Raw genomic sequence first — 17,235 nt, 5'->3', positions numbered from 1 at the left:
CGTCCGCCGCCCTCGAGCCCCAGCGCCCTCTTCGTCTGATCCGTGCAGGAAACGCTAGGCCGTCACAGACAGAGGGGTCAGCGCTTCCGCCCGGCGCCGCGCCGCAATATGCTCCGGGCGCGGCTTCATGCCATGAAACGGCGCCAGCAGGCGATTGTCCACGCTGTTGTAGACCATGAACACATTGCTGCGCGGCCACGGCGACAGATTGCCGCCCGATCCATGCAGCGTATTGCAGTCAAAAAACACCACCGACCCCGCCGGGGCCGTCACCGCCTGCAGACCGCCCTGCTCGGCCAGCAGACGCAGGCTGAGCGGGTCCGGCACCCCCACCTCCTGACGCCGCAGGGACTGCCGGTAGTTGTCCTCGGGGGTGTCCCCCACGCAGGCGACGAACTGCCGATGCGAACCGGGGATCAGCATCAAGGGGCCATTGAACGGCGTATTGTCCGTCAACAGGACAGAGCAGCTCAGCGCGCGCATGGCCGGCATGCCGTCCTCCACATGCCAGGTCTCGAAATCCGAGTGCCAGTAGAATTCCTTGCCGTCCAGCGCCGGTTTCATATTGACCCGCGACTGATGGATGTACACCTCGGACCCCAGAATCTGCCGCGCAACGGAGAGCAGACGCGGATCCCTGGGCAGGTCCGCCAGACGGGCGCCCAATTCATGCACCCGGAAGATCGAGCGCAAGGCCTGCCCGCCGGGCTCACGGATGACCTCCTCGCCTTCGCGCACCGCCGGGTCGTGTTCCAGATCGAGAGCCTCCTGGCGCAAGGCCTGGATCTCTGCAGCATCGAACAGATCGGGCATCACCAGAAACCCGTCCCGCTCGTAGGCCTGCAGTTGGGCGGCATCCAGGGCCCGATCATAATGGCCGTCGTCATACACAACGGGATCGCAGCGTGCGATCAAGGCCGCCGAGCGGCCCGTACGAGAAACATAACAATCCTTCATTGCAACACTCCTGCTCGGCGCCAGAACCCACTGTCGGGGGCAGGCGCCACATGCTTCGATTCAGTGCGCGGCCTCTAGCGGATACACACCCGATTCATCGTGCACCTCACGCCCCGTCAAGGGCGGATTGAAGACGCAGATCACCCGTAACGGCTGACGCCCGCCGCGCAGCCAATGCTCGTCATGCTGATCCAGGGCATAGACCACGCCGGGACCCAGTGCGTATTTCTCACCATCGGCAATGGTCTCGATTTCACCATCGCCCTCGATGCACCAGACGGCTTCCAGATGGTTCTGGTAGTGGATATGCGTCTCGGTACCCGGCGCAATGACGGTCTCGTGAAACGAAAATCCCATCCCATCGCCCGCCAGCAGCACGCGGCGGCTGGTCCAGTTTTCCGTCACGATTTCGTGCTCGGTACCGATCACCTCATTGACATGGCGCACGATCATGAGGCGCCTCCGGCGATCTTCAGCACCCTGGGCTGGCGGCCCAGCGAGGCCAGGATCTCGTTGGCGCTGCGCTCGATGACTTCCAGGCCCTGCTCCAACTGCTCGTAGGGAATCGTCAGGGCCGGCAGGACCTTCAGGACTTCGTCATGCGCACCCGAAGTCTCGATCACGACGCCCTGCTCGAATGCGCGACGAGCGATCCGGTTGGCCAGATCATCGCCCACCGGAGTCACCAGCCCCTGGATCAATCCCCGGCCTCGCACGCCGAACCCGGCGGATCGGCAACTATGCGCCAGGTTTTCCAGCCAATCGCGCACCAGCTGTTCCTTGGCGGCTACGCTATCCGAGAGCGCCGGACTGGACCAATAGGTTTCCATGGCCTGCGCCGCCGTGACGAAAGCCAGGTTATTGCCCCGGAAAGTGCCGCTATGCGCGCCGGGTTCCCAGATGTCCAGTTCGGGCTTGAGCAGCACCAGCGACATGGGCAAGCCAAAGCCCGAGAGCGATTTTGACAAGGTCACGATATCGGGCGAAATACCGGCGGTCTCGAAACTGAAGAAATGCCCTGTGCGCCCGCAACCGACCTGGATGTCATCGACGATCAGCAGCATGTCGTGACGCCGGCACAGGCGCTCCAGCTCGCGCAGCCAGCGCTGGGATGCCACATTGACCCCGCCTTCCCCCTGAACGGTTTCCACGATGACGGCGGCGGGATGATCCAGTCCGCTGCTAGGGTCGTCGAGCATGCGCTCGAGATAGGCCATGGTGTTCACATCCGGCCCGAAATAGCCGTCAAACGGCATGAAGCTGGCATTGCCCAGCGCCACGCCGGCGGCTTTGCGAAATTTCCGATTGGCCGTGGCCGCCAGCGAACCGCCCGATACGCCATGAAAGCCGTGCGTAAATGAAATGACGTTTTGCCGGCCCTTGACCTGGCGCGCCAGCTTTAGCGCTGCTTCCACCGCATTGGTTCCGGTGGGGCCGGTGAACTGCAAGATATAGTCCAGCTTGCGCGGTTTCAGGATCAGCCGATCCATGGTCTGCAGAAAGTACTTTTTTGCGCTGGTCGCCATGTCCAGGCCATGCACCACGCCATCCGATGCCAGGTAATCCACCATGCGCTCGCGCAGGGCGGGATTGTTGTGGCCGTAGTTCAGGGTACCCGCGCCGCTGAAAAAATCGATGTAGCGCCGACCGCTCTCATCAAACAGTTCCGACCCGCGGGCTTTGGTGAAAATCACCGGGAACGACCGAATGTAGCCCCTGACCTCCGACTCCATCCGGTCAAAAATTTTCAAGTCCATGATTCCTCCTTGTTGACGTTCGAATAGACGACAGCAACTCAGTTCACTGCCGACAAGGAAAACGGGCCAATGCGCAACAGCGGTTCCGCTTCATGCGCCTGGGCACCGAAAAGCGCCGCATCGAACAGCGCCGATTCCCGCATAGGGGCCTGCAAATGATCCGCCAAACGGGCGAACAAACGCCGGGATGCCTGATTGCCAGGCCCCACGGTGGTTTCCACCCAACGGATCGGGCGCAAGCCACGGCGCTGCAACAATTGCCGCAGCATCCGCAGACCCAGGCCCAGGCCCCTGGCACGGGGATGAACAGCTACCTGCCAGACAAACAACACCTCGTCCTGCTGGGGAGGCAGGTACGCCGACACCATGCCCAGGACGCCACGGTCGTCCTCGGCCACGATGCAAGTTTGGGGAAAGTGTTCCGTCAGCAGCAGATAGAGATAGACGGAATTGAGATCCAGCGGCGGGCAGTGCGCCACCAGAAGATGCAAGGCGGGCCCATCAGCCCGGTCGGGCGGGCGCAGCCGGATAGGCGGCGCCCCAAGTGAGTCTGACCCCTGGGTCAAACCACCAACCCGGATTCGGGCGCCACCCCGGTGACAGGCACATCCAGCATGGGGGACTGCGCATCGGCGACCGGCGCCAAGCCCGTGCCGGATTCGATCAGATCGACGACGCGTTCAAGCGATAGCGTGATCGTCGCCTGTTCGAGTTCGGGCAGCGCCTGCAGGGATTCCGCCAGCTTCTGCTGCAAGGGCGACGGCGTATCCTGCGCCAACTGCCGACCGGCATCGGTGGCGCTGACAAAGACGATCCGGCGATCCGCGCGCCCACGTTCGCGGACGATCAGGCCTTTGTCTTCCAGGCGATCCAGAATGCCGACCACGGTGCTGGCGCTGACATGGACTTCCCGGCTGATGGCCGTGGCGGTCATCGGCCCTTTTTCAATGACCGTCCGTAAACAGACGAGCTGCGGGCCGGTAATGCGGCTGCACGCCGACAGCTGCCGGGAATGCAGGGCGACTGCGCGGGTGATCCGGCGCAGTGCCCTCAAGATACGCAGGTCGTAAGCCTGCTGCGCATCCAACTGGGTGTCCATAGTGATTCAGGGTCCTTAAAAATTCATTTCAGTTGAAATGATAAGGCCCTGAATCATATCGGTCAAGAACTACTGGGCAATTCAGACCGGCAGGGGCACCAGGGGATTGCCGAACATCGGGTCGTCTTTTTTGGATGCCAGCGCCTTTTTGAGGTCCAGCCCCAACGCCTTGGCGACACCCGCCCCATAGGCCGGATCTGCCGCATGGCAATTGCGGATATGGCGGAATTTGACGAATTCGGGCGCGTCGCCCATCCCTCGGGCCGTATTGCCAAACAAGGCTTCCTGTTGATCAGCCGTCATCAGGCGGAATAATTTGCCGGGCTGTTCGAAGTAATCGCTGTCGTCCTGGTGGTAGCTCCAGAAATCCGCATCGCCGTGGATATGCAACGGCGGTTCCGCGAAATCCGGCTGCCCCTGCCATTGGCCAAAGCTGTTGGGTTCATAGTGCAGGGTGCCGCCGTAATTGCCATCGACGCGGCCCTGACCGTCTCGGTGATTGCTGTGCACCGGACATCGCGCCTGGTTGACGGGAATCTGATGGTAGTTGGCGCCCAGACGGTAGCGCTGCGCATCAGCGTAGTTGAACAAGCGCGCCTGCAGCATGCGGTCTGGGCTGACGCCGATACCGGGCACCAGATTGCTGGGGGCAAAAGCGCTCTGTTCAACGTCGGCAAAGAAATTGTCGGGATTGCGGTTCAGTTCGAATTCACCGACCTCGATCAGAGGATAGTCGCTCTTGTACCAGACCTTGGTCAGGTCAAAGGGGTGCACGCGGTAGGTCTCCGCGTCCTTTTCCGGCATCACCTGCACATACAGCGTCCATTTGGGGAAATCACCGCGATCGATGGCCTGGTAGAGGTCGCGCTGGTGGCTTTCGCGGTCCTGCGCGACCAATTCAGCGGCCTGCACGTCCGTCAGGTTGCGGATGCCCTGCTGCGCCTTGAAATGCAGTTTGATCCAGAAACGTTCGCCGGATGCATTCCAGAAGCTGTAGGTATGCGAGGAAAAACCGTGCATGTGGCGGTAGGACGCCGGAATGCCCCGATCGCTCATGACGATGGTGATCTGGTGCAGCGCCTCGGGCAACAGCGTCCAGTAATCCCAGTTGTGTGTCGCCGAGCGCAGATTGGTGCGAGGGTCTCGTTTGACGGCTTTGTTCAGGTCGGGGAACTGGCGCGGATCGCGGATGAAGAACACCGGCGTGTTGTTGCCCACCAAGTCCCAGTTGCCTTCTTCGGTGTAGAACTTCAGGGCGAAACCCCGGATATCGCGCTCTGCATCGGCGGCGCCGCGTTCACCGGCCACAGTGGTAAAACGGGCGAAAAGCTCTGTCTTTTTGCCGATTTTTTCGAATAGTTTGGCTCGCGTATAACGCGTGATGTCATGCGTCACGGTAAAGGTGCCGAAAGCGCCGGAGCCTTTGGCATGCATCCGGCGTTCCGGGATGACTTCACGCACAAAACCCGCCAGCTTTTCATTCAGCCAGACGTCTTGCGACAGCAAGGGGCCACGAGCGCCGGCGGTCAGGCTATCGCGGTTGGTGGGGACAGGCGCGCCGAAATCCGTGGTCAGAGAATTAACGGGGCAGCGCTGTGTATCGTTTTTTGACATCGTGATCTCCTGGGCTTTGCCTGGGATCCGTCCGATACGGCGACAAAGCCGCCTTCACTGTGGCATAAACCTCGATCTCGTTCAAGCAGGTTTCCGGCAGGGCCTCCCCTGCCGGAAAATCAGGCTCAGTGCCCGGAATTCGGGTCGATGGCCTCGTCGCTATGGAAGATCGTATGATCCGCCTTGCCCTCTACGGTCAGGAAGCCGGCTACGCCTTTTTCCACCCGCGACAGCGCATGATCCACCAACAGGTAGCGGCCCGGATAATCGGTCTTGAATTCCACCATCGTGGCGCCGCCCGGAGGCACCAGGGTGGTCTGCACGTCGGTCAGCGGCTTGCTGGTCAGCGACGCCTGATCGTAGACCCGGTCGAAGACCTCGCCGATGACGTGGAAGCTGGAGATCAGGTTCGGGCCGCCCACGCCAAAGAAGATGCGCACCGTGTCGCCCACGTTCGACTTCATGTTGTAGACCTTGGTCAGGGCGTCCATGGAGCCGTTGAACATCACGTGTTCGGGGTTTTCCGCCAACAGTTTTTCCAGCGAGAATTCCTGCAGCCCGCTGGCCCCGTGCGTCTGGGCCGTATAAAGCTCACCTTGCATCACGTAGAACTCGTGGTCGACCTTGGGCAGACCGCCCTCGGGTTCTACCAGGATCATGCCGTACATGCCGTTGGTGACGTGCTGCGCCACCATGGGGGTTGCGCAGTGGTAGACGAACAGCCCGACATGATTGGCCTTGAAGGTAAACGCCTTCGTTTGGCCGGGCGCCACCTGGGTGACGGCAGCACCGCCGCCAGGCCCCGTCACGGCATGCAGGTCGATCGAGTGGATGTGCGTGCTGTCCTTGGCGTTGGTGATGTTCATCGTCACCGTGTCACCGACCCGGACGCGGACGAAGGGACCGGGAACCTTGTTGTTGAAGGTCCAGAAACGATATGTGCTGTTGTCGCCCAGACGCCCTTCGACTTCCGTGGTCAGCAGGTCGATCGTGACTTTCTGCGGGCCGCGCTTGCCCACCGGCTTGCCGACTTCGGTAGGATCATGGGCGATCTGCGGCGCCTTGGCGACGACTTCGTCGGACGGCTCGCCGACGATGATCTTGCCCACCATACCGGCTGCCTTGTGGCCCGGCAATGTGCACAGATATTCAAAGGTGCCGTTCTTGGTCGCCCGAAAGACGATGGCGGTGGCGGCGTTCTTGCCCGAAATTTCATCCGATTTCGACTTGAATTCCGGCACGGCGATATCGTGCGTCGCGCCATCGCCGTTGACCAGGTTGATCTGTACGACCGCGCCTTCGGGTACCTTCAGATCGGGATTGACCTGGCCTTCCAGGTCGCCTCGCTCACCGATGAAGACCAGCTTGCCTTCGGCAATCGCGGTGCGCAAGGTAAAGGTGATATCCGGCTTGTAGGTGACGTCCTGACTGCCGGGAGGCGTGGCAGTTTCGCCGTGTTCAGCCCAGACCGGGCTGAATCCCAAACCAATCCCCAACAGTAGAAATCCGCTCAACAGGTATCGGATCAACGCCATGACTCCCTCCAGATACGATCAAAATCGAAACACTTGCCTGCTTAATAATATAGGCATGAACATTACGATTCTATACCGTAACAATTTCCAGCCAAGAGCAGACTGACAAAGTCGGCAGAAAGCCGACAAACCGCAAGATCCAGCGGGGAAAATCCGGCAAAAGGATGATGCAAGCCCCAAATATCCTGACAGAGAACTTATAATCCTTGTCAAAGTGTAGGGTTTCTCTCTGCTTGATTTTTAACGGATTTGAATTTTGCTGGCTGATTCCTCCTCATCCGGACCGACCTTCAGGACTTCCGCCCTCAGGCGCATTCCTGTCGCTGCCGAGTCCACGCGATGTTCCACCTGCATGCTGAATGCCATCTGCCTGCCCCTGGGGATGGTGCGGCAGGACGTCGTCAAAATGGACGAACTGATCAAAGAACGCATCCGCCTGCCCAAAGGGGGCACGCTGTATCGTCAGGGCGATACCGCCGAGGCCATCTACGGCCTGCGTTCAGGGTCGGTCAAAACGCAGATTGAAGACGCCAGCGGCCAGGTGCAGATCACGGGATTTCTGCTGCCCGGCGAAATCCTGGGCATGGATGGCCTGATGAACGCCCAACAAGTATCGCACGCCATCGCTCTGGAAGACGCGGAAGTCTGTGTCATCCGCCTGGACGAGATGGACAGTCTGGCGACACAGTTGCCGACGCTGAACCTGCAACTGCGGCGTCTCATGAGCAAGGAAATCAACCGGTCCCATGAACAATTGCTGTCCCTGGGCAGTTTGCGATCGGAACAGCGCCTGGCTGCGTTCCTGCTGAATCTGTCTCAGCGCCTGCAGACCCTGGGCTATTCGCCCTACGAATTCATCCTGCGCATGAGCCGCGAGGAAATCGGCAATTTCCTGGGATTGACTCTGGAAACGGTCAGCCGGCTGTTTTCACGCTTTGCCCGCGAAGGCCTGATCCGCGTCCAGCAGCGCGAAGTCCATATCCTGGATATCGCCAGCCTGCAGTCATTGTCCGGCGCCGACTGCGGCTAGGATTTATCAGTCCACCGGATCGTCGAACTCATCCAGTATGACGCCCCTGGGAGCAATCCGCAGGGTCAGGGCGCTGGACAGCGCAGCAACCGTCCAAAACAGGAAGAACCCCAAGGTGTAGACCGTCAGGCGGCTGGCGCTGAACTGCCCCAGGAACACCAGATCCAGGGGATCCACCAGCGCGAACACGACGCCGCTCGCCACTCCGCCCATCAGAAAAGAGGGCCACAAAATCCACATCAGATTGCGTGTGCTCAAAGCCGTTCTCCTGAGTTGAAGTCTGAACTCACTTCCCTGCCTGCGCGGGCGGCGACACGACCAAGCCCTGCTTCACGCCGCCATCCTGGATTTCCTGATCGCCATAGGCCTGAACGGCCAGCACGATGGTGATCACACAACCCACGATGGCCACCGCCGGCCCCAGCAACAGCAGCCAGGGCCAACGGTGCTGCCACCAGGGGCGGCCTTCGGACAGATGTTCTCGGTTCATGGATGACATGATGGTTTCCGGATCATTGTGGCACATAGAAGCTGGACTGTTCGATCACCTGAGTGACGACACCGCCAGGCCGCGTCCCCGTCGTTTCAAAGCGGATATCATAAAGCCCCGGTTTCAATTCGCTGGCCGGCGCCTGCAACACGATCGGCACCAGGCGATTGGACGAACCCTCGACCCGGACCCGGTCCGTGCCCTGGTCGGCGGTCTGCAGCCGCAAGCCGGGTACGCCGCTGGCGCTCAGGTCCAATTCCACGGGCTCTTCGGCTGAATTGATGATCTGCAGACGATACACGTTTTCGATCTGGCCACCAGGCACTTCCCGGCCCAGCGCCCCCCGGTCGCGAATCACATCCACACGCAAGGTCGTCCGATTCGCCAGCGAAAAGACGAAGCCGATCGCGATCGCGCCCAGCAGGGCCGAATAGGCCAGGACGCGCGGGCGCAGCATGCGGCGGCGCACCTGCGGCTGCGTCAGGCGCTCGGTGATGGCATTGCCCGACGTGTAACGGATCAGGCCAGGCTCGTAGCCCATCTTGTCCATGACCGAATCGCAGGCATCCACACAGGCGCCGCAGCCGATGCACATGTACTGCAGGCCGTCGCGGATATCGATCCCGGTCGGACACACCTGCACGCACAGACTGCAATCCACGCAGTCGCCCATGCCGGCTTCTTTATGGTCGATCTTCCGGGATCGACCGCCGCGCGGTTCGCCGCGCACATGATCGTAGGTCACGACAAAGGTGTCGTCATCGACCATGACGCTCTGGAAGCGCGCATAGGGGCACATGTATTTGCACACGGCCTCGCGCATGAACCCGGCGTTGCCCCAGGTGGCAAAAGCATAGAACAGCATCCAGAACCACTGCCAGGGCCCCAGATCAAACGCCAGCAAGTGCGCGCCCAGGTCGCGGATGGGGGCGAAATAGCCAATGAAGGTATACCCCGTCCACAGCGCCAGCAAAATCCATAGCGTATGTTTGCTGGCTTTCAGGCGCAGTTTCCGGGCGTTCCAGGGCTGTTCGTCCAGACGGATACGCGCCAGCCGGTCTCCTTCGATCTTGGCCTCGATCCACATGAACAGTTCCGTGTAGACCGTCTGCGGGCAGGCATATCCGCAGAACAGGCGCCCGGCCATCGCGGTGAACAGAAACAAGGCGAAGGCCGACAGCACCAGCAGCACCGCCAGGTAGATCACATCCTGGGGCCACAGCACCATGCCGAACAAATAGAATTTGCGCGCCCCCAGGTCGAACAGCACCGCCTGGCGGTCGTTCCACTGGATCCAGGGCAAGCCGTAGAACACCGCCTGCGTCAGAAAGACCATCAGCACCCGGATGCGGGCAAAGTGGCCCTGCACCGAGCGTGGGTGGATCTTGGAACGAACCTCTGCCAGCGCTTTTTCGACCTGAGGAGACGTGCCGCCCCCCGAGCCCTTGCGAATTCTTCGTACGGGCTGCCAGGCCGGGTCGTCACGCGGCGGTTGCGTGGCGGCCTGTTGGGAGGGTTCCTTCTGCATGATGTCCTCTGTATTGCTGACTGGTCTGTATAACAGGCCCTTCTGGATGAAGCAGTGATGTTGCCGGACCGGCCACCCCGCTCAGGGGCGGCCGACCGGGCTCAGCGGTTGGACTGCCCCCAGACCCAGGCCGCCAGCAGACGAATCTGTTCCGGCGTCAGGTAGGTTTCCTGGGCAGGCATCTTGTTGTCGCGACCATTCAGAATGGTGTCGACGATGGTGGCTTCGGAGCTGCCATACAACCAGGTGCCGTCCGTCAGATTGGGTGCGCCCAGCAGCGGATTGCCCTTGCCCTCGGCGCCGTGGCAAGCGATACAGTACGTATCGAAGCCGCGCTTGCCCGCGTTCACCCGCAGGGGGTCATGAGCCAGGCCCGACAGGGACCGCACGTACTGAGCGATGGCCGAGGCGTCTTCCGGTTTCACCACGGCGCCCCAGGGCGGCATCATGCCGTGACGACCCTTGGTGATGGTCTCCATGATCTGCTCGGGTTCGCCGCCCCACAGCCAGTCGGCATCCGTCAGGTTGGGAAAACCACGGCTGCCCTTGGCATCCGATCCGTGACACTGCGCACAGTTGTTCAGGAACAAACGCTGGCCGATATCAATCGCCTGGTTGTCGCGGGCGATGTCCGGAATCGGCATCTCGCGGAAACGCTCGTACACGGGCTGAATCTGCGCATTCAGGGCGTCCTGTTGTTGCAGGACCTGCTTGCCGGCCGTGAAGCCGAGCGTCCCCTTCCAAGTCCCCAAGCCGGGATACAGCACCAGATAGCCCAGCGCAAAGACGCACAGCAACAGGTACATCACCGTCCACCAGCGCGGCACGGGGTTGTTCAGCTCGGTCAGGTCCTCGTCCCAGACGTGGCCGGTGGTATCCACGACCTTGACGTCGCGCTTGAGCCAGGCGCGCTGGGAAAACAGCAAGTACACGCACCAGGCGATGCCGCCCAGGGCGATCACGGCGATGTAGTAGCTCCAGAAACTGCTGATGAAATCACTCATGGGTATCCCCGGCACTCTTGTCGTTCTGATATTCCTCGGGCAGGGCGAAGGGCAGCTGCGCCGCCTGCTGGTTGGCCTCGACGCGGCGCGCCGACCAGGCCCACCAGACGATGCCGGCGAAAGTCAGCATCGCCAGCCCCGTCACCAGTCCATTGATCATGGCAAGCATCTCATTACTCCCCGCTCTGCATGGCTTTCTCAGCTGCGGCGCGGCCCCCCACACCCAGACCCTGCAGGTATGCCACGATGGCATCTTCCTCGGTCTTGCCTTTCAGCTTGTCGGGGGCGGCGGCGATGTCCTCGTCGGTATAGGGCACACCCAGCGTGCGCAGGACCTTCATGCGCGCCTGCACGTCGGCGCCTTCCACCGTGTTGTGCTGCAACCAGGCATAGGCCGGCATATTGGATTCCTTCACCACGTCGCGCGGGTTGCGCAGGTGGATGCGGTGCCATTCATCGGAATAGCGCTGCCCCACACGGGCCAGGTCCGGGCCGGTGCGCTTGGAACCCCACAGGAACGGGCGGTCATAGACCGATTCCGCTGCGATGGAATACGGACCATAGCGCTGGACTTCGGACTGCAATTTGCGGATCTGCTGCGAGTGGCAACCAACGCAGCCTTCGCGGATGTAGACATCGCGCCCGACCAGGCTCAAGGCCTCGTAGGGCCGCACGCCCTCGACCGCCGTGGTCGTGGAATGCTGAAAGAACAGCGGGATGATTTGCACCAGGCCGGAAAAGGACACCACCAGAATGCTGAAGATGATCAGCAGACCGACGTTGCGCTCCAGCATTTCATGCGAAAAACGTTTCTTGGTACCAGACATGGTCAACTCCTTAGGCCGATGCCGGCACAGCGGTTGCGGGGGCGGCATGGATGGCATCCGGGCTGTCCAGCGGCACCAGGGGATTGACCCGCTGCTGGCCGCGCACGGTCAACCAGGTGTTCCAGGCCATCAGGCACATGCCCGCCAGGAAGAACAGCCCACCGACCATGCGAATGAAGTAGAACGGATACGTCGCCTTGACCGCCTCGACGAAGCTGTAGGTCAGCGTGCCATCCACTTCGGTGGCGCGCCACATCAGCCCCTGCATCACGCCGGCGATCCACATGGCGGCGATGTACAGCACCACCCCCAGCGTCGCCAGCCAGAAGTGCAGATTGATGAAGTCCGGACGAGCCATGCTCTCGCGGCCATACAGACGCGGGATCAGGTAGTACAGGGAACCAAAGGTGATCATGGCGACCCAGCCCAGAGCCCCCGCATGCACGTGGCCCACCGTCCAGTCGGTGTAGTGCGACAGGGCGTTGACGGTGCGGATCGACATCATGGAACCCTCGAAGGTCGCCATGCCGTAGAAGGACAGCGCCACCACCAGGAATTTCAGGATCGGATCGGTGCGCAGTTTGTGCCAGGCGCCCGACACCGTCATGATGCCGTTGATCATGCCGCCCCAGGACGGCGCCAGCAGGATCAGCGAGAACGCCATGCCCAGCGACTGAGTCCAGTCGGGCAGCGAGGTATACAGCAGATGGTGCGGACCCGCCCACATATAGGTGAAGGCCAGCGCCCAGAAGTGCACGATGGACAGGCGATAGGAATAGATCGGGCGACCGGCCTGCTTGGGCACGAAGTAGTACATCATGCCCAGGAAGCTGGTGGTCAGGAAAAAGCCGACCGCATTATGCCCATACCACCATTGCACCATGGCGTCCTGCACCCCGGCATAGGCGGAATAGGACTTCCACATCGACACCGGCAGTTCCAGGTTGTTGAAGATGTGCAAGATGGCGATGGTCAGGATGTAGGACCCGAAGAACCAGTTCGCCACATAGATGTGCTTGACGCGGCGCTTGGCGATGGTGCCGAAGAACACCACGGCATAGGCCACCCAGACCAGGGTGATCAGGATGTCGATGGGCCATTCGAGTTCGGCGTATTCCTTGGTGGACGTATAGCCCAGCGGCAAGGTGATGACAGCGCCGACCAGCACGGCCTGCCAGCCCCAAAAGGTGAACGCGGCCAGCTTGTCGGAAAACAGCCGCACCTGACAGGTACGCTGCACTACATAGTAGGACGTCGCAAATAGGGCGCTGCCGCCGAAGGCGAAGATCACCCCATTAGTATGTAGCGGACGCAGCCGCCCATAGCTAAGCCACGGGGTATTGAAGTTCAATTCCGGCCAGATCAGCTGCGAAGCGATCAACACGCCGACCGCCATCCCCACTACGCCCCAAAAAATCGTAGCGATGGTGAACTGTCGGACGACGCCGTAATTGAAGGTTTCGGCCGGTGTTCCGGTATGCCCGGTCGTGCCCATAAACGTTCCCCTCAGAACAAGGTTAAAACATGAATTTTTGAAAACCTGAATAATCCATGAAGCACTCGAAATCAGCCTTGATTTAAATCAATCTGGACCCGAACGCCCCTGGTCATCATCTTTCAGGATCGCGACCGCCGCATCCTGGGTGTCGTCAAACTGGCCGGAAAAAATAGCCCACCAGAACGCCACCCCGATCCCCAGGACAAACAACAGGGAAATCGGCAACAGTAAAAAAAGAGCATCCATGACTGCTTCTCGGATCAGGCTGGATCCGCCGCCAGCGGCGCCGCATCGACCTGCCCGCCCTGCGCCAGCCGCCAGGCGTTGGCAGCCACCGCCAGCGAAGACACCAGCATCGTGATGGCCGCCAGCCAGGGCTGCACCCACCCGAATGCCGCCAGCGGCGTCACCAGCACATGCCAGACCAGGGAGCCCGCCAAGTTTTGCTTGGCCACGCGCCGCATGGCCAGATCCGCCGACGAGTCACCGTCGCTATGGCTGAGACCGTCGCGCAACAACGCCGCCCGGCGGGCCGCCAGCGCCGCCGGCACCGACATGGACAGCGCACAAGGGCAGCTCATGACCAGCAGGGCCACCGTGACCGCCAGCGCCTGTTCAGGCTGCGTCTGCCACCAGTACGCGCCCACCAGCCCGGCCAGCAAGATCTGTATGCACACGAACCAAAACGCCAAGCGATCGGACAGGCGCAGCAAGGCCGCATCTGCGGCATGGCGTTCGGCCACTGCCTGACGGGCGCACAGTTCCAGAAAACGGGCGCTGAGCAAAAAGGCGACGAACATGGAGACGGAATCGAAATAGACTTCGCCCTGATCGCGCCAGGTGGCGATGACACTGGGAATAAAGGCAGCCAGGATACCCAGCGCCACCGGCACGTCCATGCCGACCTTGCCTCGATTGAGACTGCGCCAGGCGCCTTGCCACACCGGCCATGCGCAATACAGCACCAGCGGCACGCACAAGATCAGGCTGAGCCAGTTCATCAGGACGATGGCCTGTTCCAACGCCTGCTGAGCGTCCGCCGCCCGCGCCCCATGACGCAGATAGCCAGGAAACGCCAGCATCATGACCTGCATCATGATCAGCCACGCCAGCCCGGTACGCGCCAGCATATGCCTGCGTGCGCTGCGCATGGCATCGGTCATATCAGGGGGCGGCGTCAATAGAGAACGGGGGTTCATGGCATAGACTATAGCCAGCCCATTTCCGACGGACTTTGACCCAGATCAAAAATCACCATCAAGCCGTTGTATTTCAATGGCTTTCAAAACGGTTTTCAAAAAAAGGGAAGGCTTGCGCCTTCCCAAAACACTTCTCAGGGGGCCCCTCATCCCCCTGCCCTCTCAATATTTCATGCTCAGGCGACCTTGGCCGCCGGTGCCTGGTCAAACTGGGCTTCCTCGGTCGAACCGCTCAGCGCCGTGGTCGAGGACTGGCCGCCTTCGATGGCCTGCGTCACGGCATCGAAATAGCCGACACCGACCTCGCGCTGGTGCTTGACGGCGGTAAAGCCCTTGTCGGCAGCAGCGAATTCCTTTTGCTGCAATTCGACGAAAGCGCTCATCTGCGTGCGGGCATAGCCATGAGCCAGCTCGAACATGCCGTAGTTCAAGGAATGGAAGCCAGCCAGCGTGATGAACTGGAATTTGTAGCCCATGGCGCCCAGTTCACGCTGGAACTTCGCCACCGTAGCGTCATCCAGATTTTTCTTCCAGTTGAAGGACGGCGAGCAGTTGTAGGCCAGCATCTTGCCGGGGAACTGGCGGTGGACGGCCTCGGCGAACCGACGGGCGTATTCCAGGTTGGGGGTGGACGTCTCGCACCAGATCAGATCCGCATACGGCGCATAGGCCAGTCCGCGCGAGATCGCCTGATCCAGACCCGCACGGGTGCGGTAAAAGCCTTCCACCGTGCGCTCGCCTGTCACGAAAGGCGCGTCGTTCTCGTCGATGTTGCTGGTCAGCAGATCGGCGGCTTCGGCATCGGTGCGCGCCACGACCAGCGTCGGCACGTTCAGCACATCGGCGGCCAGACGGGCCGACACCAGTTTGGCGACGGCTTCGCGCGTCGGCACCAGGACTTTGCCGCCCATGTGGCCGCATTTTTTGACGGAAGCCAACTGATCTTCGAAGTGCACGCCGGCAGCGCCCGCCTCGATCATGGATTTCATCAGTTCGAAGGCATTCAGCACCCCGCCGAAACCGGCCTCGGCATCCGCCACGATCGGCGCAAAATAGTCGATATAGTCCGCATCGCCGGGGTTCTTGCCTTCCATCCACTGGATCTGGTCGCAGCGGGTCAGGGAATTATTGATGCGCTTGACGACGCTAGGCACGGAATTGGCCGGGTACAGCGACTGGTCCGGATACATTTCACCGGCGATATTGGCATCGCCCGCCACCTGCCAACCCGACAGATAAATGGCTTTGAGACCGGCTTTGACCTGCTGCATGGCCTGATTACCCGTCAGGGCGCCCAGCGCATTGACGAAATCTTCCGTGTGCAGCAAATCCCACAGCTTTTCCGCCCCGCGGCGGGCCAGCGTGTGTTCCACCACCACGGAACCACGCAGGCGCACGACTTCGTCGGCACTGTAGCCCCGTTTGATACCTTGCCAACGGGCGTCTTCGGCCCAGCTGCGTTGCAGATTGCGCACTTCCGTTTCGCGAGAGGTCATGGTGTTGCTCCTGAGTAGGTAAAACAAGAAACCGTTGAAAACAGTCTACGCTCATGCTGCAGTGCACACATGACTTATATCTTATATAAGATAGAAAATATTATTCATTATATTCAATAGGTTACAAAACTAATTCCATGTTATGAAATAAATTACCTGATTATGAAAACATCATCAATGCAACGCAGCACGAATTTTTCATATCCTAAAACCAAGCTTTCATCATGTGAAATCCTGCTCACCCACCCAGTACAATGATTCCTGTCGCCCCCTGATCTACGACGCCAAGAGAAAAGTCATGGAAATATCCGCACTCGCACACAGCCCTCTAGGGCGCAACACAGCAGGGTCGAATCACTGTGATCCGGCGCTGCTGTATCCCATCGCCCGCGCCGACACGCGCGCCGGCCTGGATCTGCCCCAGGCGCCCCACGGCGCCGACATCTGGAACGCCTATGAATTGTCCTGGCTGAACGCCAAAGGCCGCCCGGTCGTTGCCATGGGAAGATTCACCTTTCCCGCCGACAGCTCGCACCTGATCGAATCGAAATCCTTCAAGCTTTACCTGAATAGCCTCAACGACGAACGCTTCGAATACCCGGACATCGTGCGCCAACGCCTATACACGGATCTCAGTCGCGCCTGCGGCAAGCCCGTGCATGTGGAAGTACTGTCCGTGAGACCGGCATTCGAACTCAGCTGCGCGCCCCTGCGCGGCACGTGCATCGACGATCAGGACATCGACTTTCCCCCGACGGACGCCCCGACCCCGGACACCTTGGTCCTGTCGCAACCGGCCCCCTTCGTGCGCGAAACCCTGGTGACGGAATTGATGAAATCCAACTGCCCCGTCACCGGCCAACCTGACTGGGCCAGCCTGCAGATCCAGTATGCGGGGCCGCGCATCGACCATGCCGGCCTGCTGCGCTACATCGTGTCCCTGCGCCATCAGGGCGAATTCCACGAACTGTGCGTGGAAAAAATCTATGGGGAAATCATGGCGCACTGCGCGCCGGAAGAATTGCTGGTGTATGCCCGTTACACCCGTCGTGGCGGGCTGGACATCAATCCCTGGCGGGCGAATGTCCCCATCAAAGATCTGGGACAGACCCGGACGCTGCGGCAGTAAACAGGGCGGCGCGCCCCATTTCAGCAGACATGGCGTGCCATCCTGCCGCCACCGCCGCGCCGCCAGATTTCG

19 protein-coding genes are annotated in these 17,235 nt (G+C 60.8%); 2 read left to right on the top strand and 17 right to left on the bottom strand.

Going from position 1 to position 17,235, the window contains the following annotated elements:
- Positions 1-54: 54 nt before the first annotated feature.
- The 7 genes from thpD to nirK form a co-directional block, all read right to left on the bottom strand.
- A complete protein-coding gene (gene thpD, locus WBF69_RS06280; RefSeq protein ID WP_424262334.1) occupies positions 55-957 on the bottom strand; it encodes an ectoine hydroxylase in 903 nt (300 codons plus the stop codon).
- A gap of 60 nt (positions 958-1,017) precedes the next feature.
- On the bottom strand, positions 1,018-1,410 hold the full coding sequence (locus WBF69_RS06275) for an ectoine synthase (protein WP_424262332.1): 393 nt from the start codon (positions 1,408-1,410) through the stop codon (positions 1,018-1,020).
- Positions 1,407-2,714 (bottom strand): diaminobutyrate--2-oxoglutarate transaminase, encoded by a 1,308-nt coding sequence (gene ectB, locus WBF69_RS06270; protein WP_424262330.1) that lies wholly within the window; start codon positions 2,712-2,714, stop codon positions 1,407-1,409. Before ectB ends, WBF69_RS06275 begins: the two co-directional genes overlap by 4 nt.
- Before the next feature lie 38 nt (positions 2,715-2,752).
- Positions 2,753-3,280 carry a diaminobutyrate acetyltransferase gene (ectA, locus tag WBF69_RS06265; RefSeq protein WP_424262328.1) on the bottom strand — a complete coding sequence of 176 codons (528 nt, stop codon included), beginning with the start codon at positions 3,278-3,280 and terminating at the stop codon, positions 2,753-2,755.
- Positions 3,277-3,813 (bottom strand): MarR family winged helix-turn-helix transcriptional regulator, encoded by a 537-nt coding sequence (locus tag WBF69_RS06260; protein WP_424262326.1) that lies wholly within the window; start codon positions 3,811-3,813, stop codon positions 3,277-3,279. The genes ectA and WBF69_RS06260 overlap by 4 nt, the downstream gene beginning before the upstream one ends.
- An 81-nt stretch (positions 3,814-3,894) precedes the next feature.
- A complete protein-coding gene (locus tag WBF69_RS06255) occupies positions 3,895-5,427 on the bottom strand; it encodes a catalase (protein WP_424262324.1) in 1,533 nt (510 codons plus the stop codon).
- 125 nt (positions 5,428-5,552) lie between these two features.
- Entirely contained in the window at positions 5,553-6,962 is a 1,410-nt protein-coding gene (gene nirK, locus WBF69_RS06250) for a copper-containing nitrite reductase (RefSeq protein WP_424262322.1), read from the bottom strand.
- 352 nt (positions 6,963-7,314) lie between these two features.
- Here nirK and WBF69_RS06245 point away from each other — a divergent pair, with 352 nt between their 5' ends.
- Positions 7,315-7,992, top strand: coding sequence for a helix-turn-helix domain-containing protein (locus tag WBF69_RS06245; RefSeq protein WP_424262320.1), 678 nt, complete (start codon positions 7,315-7,317; stop codon positions 7,990-7,992).
- A gap of 6 nt (positions 7,993-7,998) precedes the next feature.
- Here the strand turns inward: WBF69_RS06245 and WBF69_RS06240 are convergent, their stop codons facing one another.
- From WBF69_RS06240 to aceA, 10 genes are all read right to left on the bottom strand, one after another.
- Positions 7,999-8,232 (bottom strand): hypothetical protein, encoded by a 234-nt coding sequence (locus WBF69_RS06240; protein WP_424262409.1) that lies wholly within the window; start codon positions 8,230-8,232, stop codon positions 7,999-8,001.
- A 46-nt stretch (positions 8,233-8,278) separates the two neighbouring features.
- On the bottom strand, positions 8,279-8,482 hold the full coding sequence (locus tag WBF69_RS06235) for a hypothetical protein (RefSeq protein ID WP_424262318.1): 204 nt from the start codon (positions 8,480-8,482) through the stop codon (positions 8,279-8,281).
- A 22-nt stretch (positions 8,483-8,504) separates the two neighbouring features.
- Positions 8,505-10,010, bottom strand: coding sequence for a cytochrome c oxidase accessory protein CcoG (gene ccoG, locus WBF69_RS06230; protein WP_424262316.1), 1,506 nt, complete (start codon positions 10,008-10,010; stop codon positions 8,505-8,507).
- A gap of 101 nt (positions 10,011-10,111) precedes the next feature.
- Entirely contained in the window at positions 10,112-11,014 is a 903-nt protein-coding gene (gene ccoP, locus WBF69_RS06225; protein ID WP_424262314.1) for a cytochrome-c oxidase, cbb3-type subunit III, read from the bottom strand.
- On the bottom strand, positions 11,007-11,174 hold the full coding sequence (locus WBF69_RS06220) for a cbb3-type cytochrome oxidase subunit 3 (RefSeq protein WP_424262312.1): 168 nt from the start codon (positions 11,172-11,174) through the stop codon (positions 11,007-11,009). The genes ccoP and WBF69_RS06220 overlap by 8 nt, the downstream gene beginning before the upstream one ends.
- A 13-nt stretch (positions 11,175-11,187) precedes the next feature.
- A complete protein-coding gene (gene ccoO / locus WBF69_RS06215; RefSeq protein ID WP_424262310.1) occupies positions 11,188-11,841 on the bottom strand; it encodes a cytochrome-c oxidase, cbb3-type subunit II in 654 nt (217 codons plus the stop codon).
- Positions 11,842-11,851: 10 nt separating this feature from the next.
- Positions 11,852-13,336 (bottom strand): cytochrome-c oxidase, cbb3-type subunit I, encoded by a 1,485-nt coding sequence (ccoN, locus tag WBF69_RS06210; protein ID WP_424262308.1) that lies wholly within the window; start codon positions 13,334-13,336, stop codon positions 11,852-11,854.
- 87 nt (positions 13,337-13,423) lie between these two features.
- Positions 13,424-13,585, bottom strand: a complete 162-nt coding sequence (gene ccoS, locus WBF69_RS06205) for a cbb3-type cytochrome oxidase assembly protein CcoS (protein WP_424262306.1) — start codon at positions 13,583-13,585, stop codon at positions 13,424-13,426.
- Positions 13,586-13,599: 14 nt separating this feature from the next.
- A complete protein-coding gene (locus WBF69_RS06200) occupies positions 13,600-14,538 on the bottom strand; it encodes a hypothetical protein (protein ID WP_424262304.1) in 939 nt (312 codons plus the stop codon).
- 176 nt (positions 14,539-14,714) lie between these two features.
- Complete coding sequence (gene aceA, locus WBF69_RS06195) at positions 14,715-16,034, bottom strand: isocitrate lyase (protein ID WP_424262302.1); 1,320 nt, start codon at positions 16,032-16,034, stop codon at positions 14,715-14,717.
- A gap of 298 nt (positions 16,035-16,332) precedes the next feature.
- On the opposite strand from aceA, the gene queF reads away from it, so the two are divergent.
- Positions 16,333-17,163, top strand: a complete 831-nt coding sequence (queF, locus tag WBF69_RS06190; RefSeq protein WP_424262300.1) for an NADPH-dependent 7-cyano-7-deazaguanine reductase QueF — start codon at positions 16,333-16,335, stop codon at positions 17,161-17,163.
- Positions 17,164-17,235 lie beyond the last annotated feature (72 nt).

Origin of the sequence: Castellaniella sp. (assembly GCF_049673105.1) — a bacterium.
Taxonomy (GTDB): Bacteria; Pseudomonadota; Gammaproteobacteria; order Burkholderiales; family Burkholderiaceae_B; genus Castellaniella.
The sequence above is the reverse complement of the archived record's forward strand: the minus strand, read 5'-3'. Positions and strand labels throughout refer to the sequence as shown.

Coding starts and splice junctions, on each gene's coding strand:
- thpD (WP_424262334.1), bottom strand. CDS start 957: ATGAAGGATTGTTATGTTTCTCGTACGGGCCGCTCGGCGGCCTTGATC.
- WBF69_RS06275 (WP_424262332.1), bottom strand. CDS start 1,410: ATGATCGTGCGCCATGTCAATGAGGTGATCGGTACCGAGCACGAAATC.
- ectB (WP_424262330.1), bottom strand. CDS start 2,714: ATGGACTTGAAAATTTTTGACCGGATGGAGTCGGAGGTCAGGGGCTAC.
- WBF69_RS06260 (WP_424262326.1), bottom strand. CDS start 3,813: ATGGACACCCAGTTGGATGCGCAGCAGGCTTACGACCTGCGTATCTTG.
- WBF69_RS06255 (WP_424262324.1), bottom strand. CDS start 5,427: ATGTCAAAAAACGATACACAGCGCTGCCCCGTTAATTCTCTGACCACG.
- nirK (WP_424262322.1), bottom strand. CDS start 6,962: ATGGCGTTGATCCGATACCTGTTGAGCGGATTTCTACTGTTGGGGATT.
- WBF69_RS06245 (WP_424262320.1), top strand. CDS start 7,315: ATGCTGAATGCCATCTGCCTGCCCCTGGGGATGGTGCGGCAGGACGTC.
- WBF69_RS06240 (WP_424262409.1), bottom strand. CDS start 8,232: ATGTGGATTTTGTGGCCCTCTTTTCTGATGGGCGGAGTGGCGAGCGGC.
- WBF69_RS06235 (WP_424262318.1), bottom strand. CDS start 8,482: ATGAACCGAGAACATCTGTCCGAAGGCCGCCCCTGGTGGCAGCACCGT.
- ccoG (WP_424262316.1), bottom strand. CDS start 10,010: ATGCAGAAGGAACCCTCCCAACAGGCCGCCACGCAACCGCCGCGTGAC.
- ccoP (WP_424262314.1), bottom strand. CDS start 11,014: ATGAGTGATTTCATCAGCAGTTTCTGGAGCTACTACATCGCCGTGATC.
- WBF69_RS06220 (WP_424262312.1), bottom strand. CDS start 11,174: ATGATCAATGGACTGGTGACGGGGCTGGCGATGCTGACTTTCGCCGGC.
- ccoO (WP_424262310.1), bottom strand. CDS start 11,841: ATGTCTGGTACCAAGAAACGTTTTTCGCATGAAATGCTGGAGCGCAAC.
- ccoN (WP_424262308.1), bottom strand. CDS start 13,336: ATGGGCACGACCGGGCATACCGGAACACCGGCCGAAACCTTCAATTAC.
- ccoS (WP_424262306.1), bottom strand. CDS start 13,585: ATGGATGCTCTTTTTTTACTGTTGCCGATTTCCCTGTTGTTTGTCCTG.
- WBF69_RS06200 (WP_424262304.1), bottom strand. CDS start 14,538: ATGAACCCCCGTTCTCTATTGACGCCGCCCCCTGATATGACCGATGCC.
- aceA (WP_424262302.1), bottom strand. CDS start 16,034: ATGACCTCTCGCGAAACGGAAGTGCGCAATCTGCAACGCAGCTGGGCC.
- queF (WP_424262300.1), top strand. CDS start 16,333: ATGGAAATATCCGCACTCGCACACAGCCCTCTAGGGCGCAACACAGCA.